Source organism: Weissella muntiaci, assembly GCF_008107635.1.
Taxonomy (GTDB): domain Bacteria; phylum Bacillota; class Bacilli; order Lactobacillales; family Lactobacillaceae; genus Weissella; species Weissella muntiaci.
The window spans coordinates 91075-103819 of sequence record NZ_SDGZ01000014.1 but is presented as its reverse complement, the minus strand read 5'-3'; the positions used below and the strand labels follow the sequence as shown (position 1 = coordinate 103819).

Below are 12745 nucleotides of genomic sequence, written 5' to 3'. Positions count from 1 at the left end.
TTTTATGCATCAAATTCTAATTTTTTTGTCTGATGATGTTATTTATTGTAAAATTAAAAACGTTAATTAGATCCACATTAGGAGAAGAAAATATGTCGCAAATTCCATTGATGCAGGGGAAAAATCAACTTCCATTATATGATGATAATCAGCAAATTTCATTTTTAAAAGCGGTAATGCTGATTGTTATTCCGGTGGTTGTATTCTGGGCAGTTCTTTCATTCAGTTCATTGTACGATGCACAAATAAAAAAAAGCATAGATAATAAAGTTATTTTATGGTGGATAGGAGAGTTTACAACCGCTATCATTCCATTTCTATTAATAGTTGGCGGCATTTATTTAACTATTGGTGAAAAAATAGCTACTGTATTATCTAAAACAATCAAAGGTCACTGGAAAAGTGTAATTTACACGATACTTATCATGTTTGTCTATTCAAGCATATCAATATCTGTACTCAAGTCCGTTGGTTATAGCATTGTAGCTGATAAGGCAAATTCAGATGTAACTACAATAGCTGGGTTTACTACAACACTAATTTTTTCCATTATTGAATTATTTAATGAAGAATTAATGGGGATATTCGTTTTACTTGGCGCAGCGATAATTTCACAGAAGTATATTGGTTTATCAAGAAATTTTAGTCTATTTATAGGTGTAATAATTTCCGCTACCTTGTTTGGTGCTCTACATTATGATGCGTATAGTGGTCATTTACTTGAAATGTTTGTGACAATAAGTGGACTACGTATTATTCTTGACATTCTGTATTTACGAACTAAGAGCATCAGAGCGACGTTTGCTGCACATTTTTTGTATGATAATATTGGATTTGGCTTAACATTACTAACAGCGTTAGCAAATAAGCATTAGTTCAAAAAAGGTAGCAATCATTTGATTGTTGCCTTTTTATGTCTATAAATGTATACTGATTTAGTCGAGTTGCAAACGCTTTCATGTCATTATCTCGGCATCCATCGTTTCATTAAGTATGCAAATATGTAGCAACTAAACGTTTTACAATCGTAGAAACGATGGAAGGTTCCTTTAGCTCAATAGGTAGAGCCATAAAATAAAGCGGATGTTGGTTCGAGTCCAACAAGGAACGTTGCCGCTATGATCTATTTATTTTGTTCCCACAGTACACTAATAACTAGGTTCCCCTCATGGTGGCAATACCATTAATTCAATTTCTTATCCTACATGCCAATTTTCTCAATGAAAGACAAATTATGGATTAATGGTATACATAATTTTGTGGATATACCGAACGACCGGTAGTTGCTAATTTGTAGATAATGCCATATCATACCTGAGTTGCTAATCGTAATTGAAAGTTCGAAATACCCCAATATTAAGTTCTTTGATTAGCAACCTTCTATTCCTTTAGCTTATGGTAAAGCGATGTATTATTACCGCATTTATTACATGAAATTGGTTCAAATCCAATAAGGAATATTGCTGCCAAATATCATTCAATTTATCACCACTCCTGATAAGTTTTCTTTTTGCGGCAGCATCCACGTCTCTATAGCTCAGTTGGTAGAGCATCGGACTTTTAATCCGCTGGTCCTCGGTTCGAGCTCGAGTGGAGACATTGTTGCTAATCCTAATTTTCATAATTATATTAATGAATAATATTTACCCACATAGCTATTTACATTCATGGGGTTAGCAACAAGGATTATCCATTAAGGCATCTAATTTAATATTAGGTGCCTTTTTTGTTAAGCCTCATTAAGTGTCAAAGTAATTGGTTTAAGGTATGCTTAATGTGTGTCACTAGTATGGGTAGGTATAAAAGGAGACTAAATTATGAAAGCTTTAGATATAACTGCATTGGTAGTATTGATAATTGGTGGATTAAACTGGCTTCTTGTTGGGCTATTTAAATTTGATTTGGTACAATTCATCTTTATGGCATTTGGTTCGGTTGGCGAAATGTTAGCTAGAATTGTTTACGTTCTTGTTGGGCTGAGCGCATTATATGCAATCAAGTTTATTAAGGACATTGCTTAATTTTTAATTGTAGGTATTATTTCAAAAGATAGTGATACACATATATGAACGTCTGATTAACATCAGGCGTTTTTTCATAACCTTTAGTGTAACTTAAATACGTGATATACTTACTTAAAATTAGTTAAAGGAGTGTGATTAGTTATGACTGTTTTTGAAAAGAAAAATGATGATCGTGGTTTGCCGTTCATCGATTATGGAGATATGTCAATTAGATCTGCTATTTCAATGATAACAGTGGCTATTGTTGTGTTTATAAGCTATATTTATATTTCTGCGCATCCGCAACCATTAACTGATATTTTTGGAAAATCTGAGCTCTCTTTGGTATTTATCTTGATTATCAGCACATTGATTCCATTAGCAATTATGTTGTATTCATTTTATTATTTTTCAAATAAAAATCTTAGACAGTATTTTCAAGGAAATCCATTTAAAGAATGGAAAGCTTTTGTAGCATTTTTTCTGATGAACGCGGCATATGGTATTCTTTCCAGCCAATTTGTATCTTTATTTGCAAGAACTGTAGAAAATAAGGGTATTAGTAACGGAATGAATTTACATATGTATCTTATAAGCGTTATAGAAGACGTTTTCAGTTTGGCAACAGAAGAACTCTACGCTATACCCTTATTTTTTGCTTTCGCAGTTATATTGAGCAAGTATTTCAAGTGGTCAAGGAATGTTATTATATACGTGGCATTATTGATTTCAGCAGTTTTGTTTGGATTGGCGCATTTTGAAACATATAGTTGGAATCTAACACAAATGATTTTTGTAGTTGGTTTATCTCGTTTCTTTATTACAGGCGCCTATATAAGAACCAAAAATATGTGGGTTGCCTACGCAATTCATTTCATGACTGATTTCATCATTACATCTATAGCGTTCTTAGTTTAGGTAGAAAATTAAAATATTAAAATTGTACGTCTGATTAAATTCAGGCGTTTTTATTTTGCAATGAAAGGTGGTGGGAGTTGTGTAGTTATGAAAAGAGATAAAGATTATGGCTTAGTATCTGGTAGCGATGAGTTGCGGATATTAAGACGGCTAGAAGATGAACTTAGTAACGATCAATGGAAGCCTAAGAAGATGAATAGTTACTAAGTCACTGGCATTTGTTAGTGGCTATTTTTGTATAGGGAGGTGGTAGTTATGGAAAAGATGACTTTAAAAGTTGACGTTGATACTGAGATGTTGGAGTTGGTAATGAAGGCGTTCAGACTAGGGATAGATGCAGGGCGCGGTGATGGCAATTATCATCTTGGACTAAGTACTTCAATTGATGGATTCATCAAAGAGAATATTGAATCATTAGTGAAAGTTAAGGATTATCACCCTGTTGATCGGACAGACTTGCCAAAGGATTTGCATGTCACAGCAGCAGGATCTGATTGTGAAGGTGATTCAACTATTGATGAGCTAACCGATGCGACGGGAAATCATTATTTGCGACAAAATGATGATATGAAAATCGAAAATCCAGATAGTAACTAACGGACGTTAATATCTATTTTTGAATAGGGAGGTGGTGAGATGTAGTTATGAAAATGACGGAGAAACAGCAACGATTTGCTGACGCTTATATTGAGCTAGGAAATGCTACTCAAGCAGCAATCGAAGCTGGCTATAGTGAAAAAACGGCAAGGGTGATTGGTCAAGAAAACCTGCTAAAACCTGCCATTAAAAATTACATCGAAGCCGCTATGAACAAGATTAAATCTGACCGTGTTATGAGCGCCACAGAGGCTGTTGAGTTGCTAACTAGTATTGCTAGGGGCGAATTAATTGAAACGGTTGTGGCGGGGGAATATACGGTTGATAAGCCACCCGATGCAAAAACACGAATGGCGGCTGCTAAGGAAATATTGAAGCGTTATCCTGCTAGTGATCGAATGCTGAATGCGCAAATTAGAAAGTTAGAAGCTGATGCCGATATGGCAGAAGCGAAGGCTAAAGTATTTGACGGTGAAGTTGAAAATATCACTCTGAATATTACCCAATTTAAGGAGGAAGAAGATGGCTGAGATAAATTGGAATCTTCCTGAAATGGTTAGTGGAGCCTATGCACCTCTATTTACTGACAAACGAAAGTACATTGTCTATAAAGGCTCTCGTGGTAGTGGTAAAAGTGAAGCGGTGGCTCGCAAAGTAATCTTCGATATCGTCACATTACCTTATGTCAATTGGTTAGTCGTAAGACGCTTTGCTAATACGAACAGACAATCAACATTTACCTTATTGCAGAAGGTTGCAACTAAAATGGGCGTTGGAAATCTCTTCAAGTTTAACAGTTCATTGCCTGAAATTACTTATAAACCTACGGGCCAAAAGATATTGTTTCGTGGTGCTGATAAACCTTTATCAATCACATCAATATCAGTTGAGGTCGGTAACCTTTCGAGATTATGGGTAGAAGAAGCCTATCAATTAGAATTGGAAGAATCGTTCCAGACTATTGATGAATCAATGCGTGGAATAATTGATGATCCAAATGGATTCTATCAGATTGTGATTACGTTCAATCCTTGGAGTGAGCGGCATTGGTTAAAAGGCCGGTTCTTTGATGACCCAGCGAGCAATACTTTATCTCTCACGACTACGTATAAAGATAATCCATTTCTTGATGATGAGTATGTTGATAGCTTAATGGAAATGGTTGAACGTAACCCAAGGCGTGCTCGTGTTGCCGTATTTGGTGATTGGGGTATTGCTGAGGGGCTTGTCTTTGATAACTTTGTTATTGAAGACTTTGAACTAGATAAGATACTCAAAGAAGCGACCTATGTTGTTCGTGGTCTTGATTTTGGTTATTCACACGATCCAACCGCATTTAGCGAAGCAGCAGTAAATATGAAGACAAAAGATATTTATGTATTCACTGAAATGTATCAGGTAGGCATGAAGACGCAACAAATATTCAACTGGCTTGTTGAGCATCGTTATCAAAATAGTGTTATTTCGGCTGAATGGGCTTCAGGGGGCGACAGATTGATTGATGAACTCAGAGAGAAGGGTATCAATAAGATCAAGAGAGCAAGGAAATATGAAGTCTTATATGGAATTAGTTTTATGCAAGACTTTAAAATCCATATTCGATCAAATTTGACACATGCAATTGACGAGTTTAATTCTTATGCTTTTGGGAAAGATACCAACGGCGACTGGTTACCAAAACCAATTGATAAGGATAATCACTTTATTGATTCATTGAGGTATGCACTAGAGCCGATTATGGTATCACAACGTAGTAGCAAGGATAAGATGGAAGCCTTTAAGAAGCTAGGATTAGGGAGGTGATAGCAATTGAATAATACAATTAATAACGTAGCCTTCTTATCTGGAAGTCGCTACAGTCCAAATGCTAATGATGTGTTTATGATGTCTCCAGATACGTTTGGAAATATTGGAGATAATCCAACGTTATTGATGAGTTATGTGCAAGATTACATCAGCGCTTTTAGAAGTCGACAATTGGGACGACTTAATGAACTAAAACGTTATTATAAGGGCGATAATAATATTAAATATCGAAAGAGCGATCGAGACAAGCATAGGGCAGATAATCGAATATCTAGCGATTGGGGCAAGTATGTAGCTACTTTTATGCAAGGATTTATTCTTGGTAACCCAGTGCAATATCAAAATGAAGATGACGCACTTATTGAGAAGATTGAAACATTTGGTTCACAAAATAATGAGGACTATCATAATGGCTTGATTGAAACTGATTTAAGTATTTATGGTAGAGCCTATGAGCTTGTGTACATTGGGCCTGATGGTAAAGAGCATCTAGCAAAATTGCAACCTGAACAGACATTTGTTGTTTATGACGGGACGATTGAAAGTAATTCGTTATTTGGAGTCCGATTCTACCAAGTAGCATATAGTCAAACTAACGTTAAAGGGTTCGTTGAAATATACACTCCCGATAACGTTTTTTATTTTGAGGGTGATGAATCAATCACAAGTATGTCATTCATTCGTGAAGAACCTTTGTTCTTGGGTGCCGTTCCAATCAATGAGTATTCTAATAATGAAGAACGCATGGGTGATTATGAGGCTGTGCTTGATATTATTGATGCCTATGATCTATCTCAATCAGAGTTGGCCAATTTCCAACAAGATATGAATGATGCATATCTAACTATCATCGGTAACCCTATAACGGGAACAAACAAAAGTGAATATCAGACAGATAGTGATGGCAACATTATTCTTGATACTAATGGTGATCCAATACCTACTGATAATTCAGAGGGCGACGTGCTAGAACAAATGCTCAAAGCTAGAATGCTGATCTTAGATAACAATAATGATCCTAATGGACCCAATCCAAACGCGTTCTATTTGAAGAAAGAGTATGATTCTGCTGGTGCTGAGGCATATAAGAAGCGATTAGTTGCTGATATCCTTAGGTTTACATTTACTCCTGATACTAATGATGAAAACTTTGCTGGTACTCAATCCGGTGAAGCGATGAAGTATAAGTTAATGGGTAATGATAACCTAGCAAAGACTAAGCAACGCTTGCTGATTAAGGGATTTATGCGGCGGTTACGATTGCTCGGCAATAGTTGGGGTATTAAGAACAGCGTCTCAACAGCGACTAAGATTGATAGCCTATATGACAAGCTCAACCAAACAACAATCAAGTTCACACCAAATATTCCACAGAATGATGAAGAACGAATTAGCCAATTGAAGCAACTGTTCGGCGTCATCAGTGATGAAACATTATTCACCTTGCTATCTTCCTTTACCGGAGTAGATGCTGATGATGAAATGAAACGTCTACAAGAACAAAAGGAAGCTAACATGATGGCAGTGGCCGATGCTACATATGCTAATAGCGGTATTGATCAAGAAACTCCAGAACAACCTTCTGATGATGAGGAGTAATCTATGGCTAATAGTTATTGGACTAAGCGAGTTGATGATATATTCGCTGTGCTTGATGCACAAGAAGCAGAATTAGTTCCTAAGTTATTGAATTATTATCAAGGGGCTTTGAACGAAATCAACAAGAAACTTTTTGATTTCTATGACAAGTATGCAAAAGATAATCACATTAGCTATGATGATGCTATTCAACGCGTTAGAACGACTGAATTAAATGACTACGTGGAACGTGCCAATGAATATCGTAAGACGCTTGAAAAGGATTCAGAAGCATTGAAACGATTAAATGCACAGTATGTCTCATCGCAAATGAATCGATTAGAATTATTGAAACTCGAAATTCAATTTGAAATGATTCAAGCTACTAATAATCAATACGGCGACTTTACCGAGTATTTGAAACAAGAAAGTAAATATGTTTATGATGCTCTATTAGCTGGTCAAGCGATTGGAAGTATTAACGCTGATGAAATTAAGACAATTCTTAGTATGCAGTGGAGTGGTGCGAATTACTCAACCAGATTATGGCGAATTGCGGACGCAATGGTTAATGCGTTGGTTGATGAATTAACGAGAGCAGCCGTCAATGGTACAAATCCACGCGTAACGGCTCGCAAACTAAGGAATACATTGAAGTCAGGTAAATATGCTACTGAACGATTGGTACGCACAGAATCAACGTACGTAGCTAATTCGAGCATTGCCAAACGATATAGAGATATGGGTGTTGAGCGTTACGAATTCGAAGCAACAATTGATAATCGCACATCAAGTATTTGCAAGGAATTGAACGGTAATGAGTATAAGTTAAGTAACTTCCAACCTGGAACGAATGCACCAGCTATGCATCCTAATTGTCGTAGTCGTATTGTTCCAGCAGATAGTGAATTAACAAAATACAACAAATATTTAGATGATGACACAGTTGATGATTTACCCAAATGGAATAAAAAGAAATAACGTCTGGCTATTTAGTTAGACGTTTTTATTATGTCTTTCTCGCTAGACGTTAAAGAAGCGAAATAACAATCAATTGGAGGATGTTATGGCAACCGAACAAGAACCTGGATCAGGTCAAGATGAGAAAGTCACATTGACGCAAGAAGAGTTGGATCAGAAGATTGCAGACGCTCACGCAGAATGGCAATCAAACGCCGAGGCAGACCTTAATAAGGCCAAAGCAGAATGGGAAACTCAAACGGCTGAGCAAGTTAAGGCAGCGCAGACAAAGGCTGAACAATTGGCGAAGCTAACTCAAAAAGAGCGGGAAGACGCTGAAGCTCAACAGCGTAATGACGAACTCGCTAAGCGTGAGCAAGAATTAAACATGCGTGAGTATCGAATTGAAGCTTCTGCTCAATTGGAAGAGCAGGGGCTATCAACCGATTTTGTGGATATGGTGCTGTCAGATGATGTTGACGTCACAAAAGGTAATATTGCAGCTTTGAAGTCGGCTTTTGATAAAGCGGTTGAAGCAACTGTTACTGAAAAAATGAAGGGCGATAGTATTCGCAAAGGATCGGCAGCTGGAGAAAAGGGTGACTTGGCTTCGGCACTTGGACTAACAGAGGAGAAATAAAACATGGCAGATACAATTAACTACATTACAAAAGACAATGGACTATTTGATCAGAAGATTAATCAAGGCTTGGTGACTTCAATCTTGGGAGTACCGAATGTCGACTTGGTTAATGGCGGAAAGTCTTTCACTATGACAACTCTATCGACATCAGGATTGAAGCCTCATTCACGCAACAAGGGATTTAATGCAGGATCAGCAACGAATGCGAAGGAGGTTTACACTATGGGCCAAGATCGAGATATTGAATTCTATGTTGATACTCAAGATGTGGATGAAACAAATCAAGATTTGGCTGTTGGAAATATCTCAAAGGTATTTATTGAAGAACATGTGCAACCTGAAATCGATGCCTACCGTTTCAGTAAGCTTGCGGTAAAAGCAGGTAAATCAGTTACAGAGACATTGACAGTTGATGACGTCTATTCACGATTGAAGGCTGCAATCTTACCAGTCCGTAAGTATGGAGCTCAAAATATTGTTGGTTTCGTATCAAGTGAAGTAATGGATATGCTTGAGCGTTCAAAGGAATTCACTCGGTCAATTACTAATCAAAATGTTGGACAAACAGCACTAGAATCACGAATCACTTCTCTGGATGGAGTTCAATTAGTTGAAGTTTGGGACGATTCACGTTTCAAGACGGCTTATGACTTTGATGATGGTTATGTTCCAACCGCAGACGCTAATGATATTAACTTTATCTTGGTTGCTAAGCAATCTGTTATCCCTATCGTTAAGGAAAATGCGATCTTCTTGTTTGCACCTGGAACACATACAGAAGGCGACGGTTACTTGTATCAAAACCGCTTGTACCATGATTTATTTGTACTTGAGCAACAAAAGGATGGTGTATCCGTTTCTATTAAGGGGACGGCGAGTAGTAACTAGTCCTCAAATTAAGGCAGTTACAACTACAGGGACCACAGCCACAATTGAAATGGAGGAAGTATAATGCAATTTGATTTGTATAAAGGTGAAACCTTAGTTCAAGGAGCTATCGATTCACCTATTAAGATTACGTCTCTGACGCCTAATACAAAATATTCAGATTATTCAGTCGCTTATGCTGGTAAAACAGAAAAGACGGCTGTTCCTGAATTTACTACCAGTGATGTTGTGCCAACGAAACCTAGCTTAGCAGTCACTGCTGCTGATGGAGCTGTTAGTTACACTATCACGGATGGTACTAATAATGGATCAGCAATTACAGGATACAAGATTTATGTTGATGGAACAGCTCGTGATGTTACAGCAAAGACGGGAACAATTGACAGCCTAACTAATGGTACTGAATACACATTCTCTGCCACTGCTGTCAATAGTGCAGGAGAGAGTGCTAAGTCTGATGAAGTTAAGGCAACACCTACCGCATAAGGAGGTCTTAAATGGACGATTTGGCAAAGGTTAAGTTGTTGCTAGGAATTGGCGATACGCTCCAAGATAAGTTATTGAACTTCCTGATTGATGATAGTAAGGAACGACTTGTTAGTTACATTAATCAAGATGGGGCCTATAATATTTCATTTCCAAATGATCTAGGTTGGATTTTGCGAGAACTAACGGTTCGACGCTTTAACCGCATTGGAGATGAGGGTAAGCAATCATCGAGTGAAAGTGATGTAAGTATTACTTGGCGTGAAGATGATATAGCTGATTATGCACTCTATTTGGATAAGTATCGTCAAAAGAATGGTGGACGTGGAATTGCGAGGTTTATCTAATGAGATATAACCAACGAGCAAAAATTGTTACTCGAACTTATGATGTTGTTGATCCTGATAATGATTACGAGGAGTCGATTTCTGATTGGCTACCCGCAAGAATTACGGGGGTATCGATAGCTATGAGTATGCAAATATTTGGTAAGGCAAACTCAACAGCGTCAGCAGTTCACTTTAAGGGTAATATCTACGGTATTGAGGGCGTTATTGTTGATGGTATCAAGCGTAAGCCGCAAGCTATTTTTAGAGCTCGTAAGAATACGATTGTTATAGTTTCGGAGGCTTAGTCATGAGTAAGAATGGAATGACTGTTACTTTTAAAGGAGCCGATGAGTTAATTGCTAGGTATAAGAAGCAGCCGGCAGCAATAAAGCGTGAGGCTACCGGCATTATCAATAACACAGCATTACGAGTAGAAAAACGGGCTGTTGAAAAGGCACCGTTTGATACTGGATATTTGAGTCAACATATACAAGCTTCGAATAATGGTGAGCTGAGTGCAAAAGTTGTATCAAGCGCTAACTATTCAATTTATCTTGAAAAAGGCACAAGACGAATGGCACCACGTCCATTTATGCAACCGGCAGTTACTGCAGAAGAGACTTTTTTATACCAGAAACTTAGTAATTTACTAAAGAAAGGATTGCTATGACAGCGCCCATGGTTGAATTATTGCGTAGTTTAAAGAAAACACTGGAAGCTGAAACAAGCATTCCGGTGTTTTTTACTTGGCAGGATGAACAAACCCTTGAACCCTTTATTGTTCTGGCAGACGGAAATACTGATGATAGTTTAAGTCCAAAGGCGGGTAGAGCAGTAACAAATTTAGCGTTGCAGGCTCACTTATTCTATCCAGGTGGTAGTCGTATCAAGGTTGAAGATGAACGTTATAAAGTAACAGGTATTTTGTACAAAGCTAGCAACCGTATTGTGAACGTCGCTAGTGAAGTAATGAAAGATAATTCAGTAGGTCGAGAGGTTTATCACGTTGTCATGACACTCTCGGCTTTAATTTAGGAGGAAATTATATGTCAGAATATGTAGATAATGGCGTTGAACAAACCAAGGGGAATCCTTTGCTTGGAAAACACGTTTTGTGGTTCATTCAGTCAACGCTAGATCCAATTGGAAGCAAGGCTATTATGCCTGCTGGCCAAACTGGTGGTGATATGACCATTGGTGGAGACACAATTGATGAACAAACTAAGTCCGGACGAATTGTTATGCCCTCAACAAATGAAGATTCTGTTGATTTGGAAAACTATTATGTACCAGGCGATCGAACTGTCGATGTTATTAAGGATTCTAAACACAACGGTCATCAAGTTAAAACTTGGGGTGTGTATATAGACGAGCGAATGGCAAAGATTGAGAAAGATGATGAGGGAATCGAGCATCAAGTCTTTCCAGCTGTATTCGGTTATGGTGTCGTCGATGAATTAGAGATTGATGATTCCGATGATATGGTTTCAGTAAGTTACACTTTAAATATTCTAGATAAGTTCAAGGACGGAACGTTCCCTTTGACGGATGAACAACTGGCCGTGCTTAAGGAATTGTATGACTTTGAACGTCCAGGAGAAAAGACTGGTGATTTTGGGTCAGTTGAAGATGATGAATCAGGAACTAGTTCACCTAGAGTCGAGTCAGTTAATACGACAGGGACAACTGCAACAGTTGAAGCTGAATAAATTTTAAGGCCGTAGAAATACGGCTTTTTATTATGGCCTGGAAATGGTCGCCAAAATAATTTTAAAAAGAGGTAATTAATTATGATCGAGTTGACAGTTAAGGGTAAGCAAGCAGAATTGAAATTTAACTTTAAGGCATTGGCAGATGCGAATGCTCGATATTCAGACATGAATAACGGAGTTCCTATGGGAAATGGTGCTGCAAATCTATTCTTAGGATTAGCGCAGGATGAAATCGAATCGGTTGCCAAAGTTATTGATGTGGCTGTTCCTGGAAAGTTCACTATGGATGATTTAGGAGCCGCTGTTGAAGAATTAACTGAGGGTGGTGAAAAGATCGATGAAGTAATTGCTGAGTTCAAGGCGGAGATGTTAAAGAGCGGTTTTTTCATGAAGGCAATCAACAATCAGATCAAGCGAACAGAGGAAGCTCTAGTGAAACTCAAGGGAATGGAAAACGAGGAAGGCGCCATTATGAGCTTGGAGAAAGTTTTGAACGTGATGAAAGAGAACATTTAATTGAATTAGGTGCTCGATTTGGTATTACAGATATCGAATATATTTTTAGTCTCTATAAGTGGGAATTTGAGGCGATTATACGCGGATTGAAGTTAAAAGAGATTGATGACGCTGAAAGATATGCGGCTCGATTGTTCAATGAGCGTTACGTTATGAATGCTAAGAAACCTAAGTTCAATAAGATCTTTAATAGAAAAAAGCTAGAGTCAAAAGTTTCAGAAATGTTTACTGAGCAAAAGAAACCTAATCAAAACAGGCGACTTCAACTCATGAAGAATGTTCAAAAGGCTTTTTCTAATCATTGAGGAA

General features: G+C 37.6%; 18 protein-coding genes and 2 tRNA genes. All 20 read left to right on the top strand.

Annotation, left to right across the window (positions count from 1 at the left end):
* The first annotated feature begins 92 nt into the window (after window positions 1-92).
* The 20 genes from ESZ50_RS05630 (at window position 93) to ESZ50_RS05535 (ending at window position 12741) form a co-directional block, all read left to right on the top strand.
* Window positions 93-875 (top strand): CPBP family intramembrane glutamic endopeptidase, encoded by a 783-nt coding sequence (locus tag ESZ50_RS05630; protein ID WP_148622614.1) that lies wholly within the window; start codon window positions 93-95, stop codon window positions 873-875.
* 168 nt (window positions 876-1043) lie between these two features.
* Window positions 1044-1110, top strand: a tRNA-OTHER gene (locus ESZ50_RS05625).
* A 416-nt stretch (window positions 1111-1526) separates the two neighbouring features.
* Window positions 1527-1599 (top strand) — tRNA-Lys (locus ESZ50_RS05620).
* A gap of 218 nt (window positions 1600-1817) precedes the next feature.
* Window positions 1818-2021 carry a DUF378 domain-containing protein gene (locus ESZ50_RS05615; protein ID WP_148622613.1) on the top strand — a complete coding sequence of 68 codons (204 nt, stop codon included), beginning with the start codon at window positions 1818-1820 and terminating at the stop codon, window positions 2019-2021.
* Between the two features lie 144 nt (window positions 2022-2165).
* Window positions 2166-2921: a CPBP family intramembrane glutamic endopeptidase gene (locus tag ESZ50_RS05610; RefSeq protein WP_148622612.1), complete on the top strand. Its 756-nt coding sequence runs from the start codon at window positions 2166-2168 to the stop codon at window positions 2919-2921.
* Between the two features lie 255 nt (window positions 2922-3176).
* Entirely contained in the window at window positions 3177-3518 is a 342-nt protein-coding gene (locus ESZ50_RS05605) for a hypothetical protein (protein ID WP_148622611.1), read from the top strand.
* Between the two features lie 47 nt (window positions 3519-3565).
* On the top strand, window positions 3566-4048 hold the full coding sequence (locus ESZ50_RS05600; RefSeq protein ID WP_148622610.1) for a terminase small subunit: 483 nt from the start codon (window positions 3566-3568) through the stop codon (window positions 4046-4048).
* Window positions 4041-5321 (top strand): PBSX family phage terminase large subunit, encoded by a 1281-nt coding sequence (locus ESZ50_RS05595; RefSeq protein WP_148622609.1) that lies wholly within the window; start codon window positions 4041-4043, stop codon window positions 5319-5321. Before ESZ50_RS05600 ends, ESZ50_RS05595 begins: the two co-directional genes overlap by 8 nt.
* A gap of 81 nt (window positions 5322-5402) precedes the next feature.
* A complete protein-coding gene (locus tag ESZ50_RS05590; RefSeq protein WP_425473113.1) occupies window positions 5403-6923 on the top strand; it encodes a phage portal protein in 1521 nt (506 codons plus the stop codon).
* Between the two features lie 3 nt (window positions 6924-6926).
* The gene (locus tag ESZ50_RS05585; RefSeq protein WP_148622608.1) at window positions 6927-7883 is read left to right on the top strand and encodes a minor capsid protein; all 957 of its coding nucleotides are present in this window, start codon (window positions 6927-6929) and stop codon (window positions 7881-7883) included.
* Between the two features lie 85 nt (window positions 7884-7968).
* Window positions 7969-8502 carry a DUF4355 domain-containing protein gene (locus tag ESZ50_RS05580; protein ID WP_148622607.1) on the top strand — a complete coding sequence of 178 codons (534 nt, stop codon included), beginning with the start codon at window positions 7969-7971 and terminating at the stop codon, window positions 8500-8502.
* 3 nt (window positions 8503-8505) lie between these two features.
* Window positions 8506-9393 (top strand): hypothetical protein, encoded by an 888-nt coding sequence (locus ESZ50_RS05575; protein WP_148622606.1) that lies wholly within the window; start codon window positions 8506-8508, stop codon window positions 9391-9393.
* Window positions 9394-9456: 63 nt separating this feature from the next.
* On the top strand, window positions 9457-9879 hold the full coding sequence (locus ESZ50_RS05570) for a fibronectin type III domain-containing protein (RefSeq protein WP_148622605.1): 423 nt from the start codon (window positions 9457-9459) through the stop codon (window positions 9877-9879).
* Between the two features lie 11 nt (window positions 9880-9890).
* Window positions 9891-10226 carry a phage head-tail connector protein gene (locus ESZ50_RS05565; protein ID WP_148622604.1) on the top strand — a complete coding sequence of 112 codons (336 nt, stop codon included), beginning with the start codon at window positions 9891-9893 and terminating at the stop codon, window positions 10224-10226.
* Complete coding sequence (locus tag ESZ50_RS05560) at window positions 10226-10513, top strand: hypothetical protein (protein WP_148622603.1); 288 nt, start codon at window positions 10226-10228, stop codon at window positions 10511-10513. The genes ESZ50_RS05565 and ESZ50_RS05560 overlap by 1 nt, the downstream gene beginning before the upstream one ends.
* A gap of 2 nt (window positions 10514-10515) precedes the next feature.
* A complete protein-coding gene (locus ESZ50_RS05555; RefSeq protein WP_148622602.1) occupies window positions 10516-10878 on the top strand; it encodes an HK97-gp10 family putative phage morphogenesis protein in 363 nt (120 codons plus the stop codon).
* On the top strand, window positions 10875-11243 hold the full coding sequence (locus tag ESZ50_RS05550; protein WP_222860791.1) for a hypothetical protein: 369 nt from the start codon (window positions 10875-10877) through the stop codon (window positions 11241-11243). The genes ESZ50_RS05555 and ESZ50_RS05550 overlap by 4 nt, the downstream gene beginning before the upstream one ends.
* Before the next feature lie 11 nt (window positions 11244-11254).
* The gene (locus ESZ50_RS05545) at window positions 11255-11917 is read left to right on the top strand and encodes a phage major tail protein, TP901-1 family (RefSeq protein WP_148622600.1); all 663 of its coding nucleotides are present in this window, start codon (window positions 11255-11257) and stop codon (window positions 11915-11917) included.
* Window positions 11918-11998: 81 nt separating this feature from the next.
* Window positions 11999-12436, top strand: a complete 438-nt coding sequence (locus ESZ50_RS05540) for a tail assembly chaperone (RefSeq protein ID WP_148622599.1) — start codon at window positions 11999-12001, stop codon at window positions 12434-12436.
* 86 nt (window positions 12437-12522) lie between these two features.
* Complete coding sequence (locus tag ESZ50_RS05535) at window positions 12523-12741, top strand: hypothetical protein (RefSeq protein WP_246111517.1); 219 nt, start codon at window positions 12523-12525, stop codon at window positions 12739-12741.
* Window positions 12742-12745 lie beyond the last annotated feature (4 nt).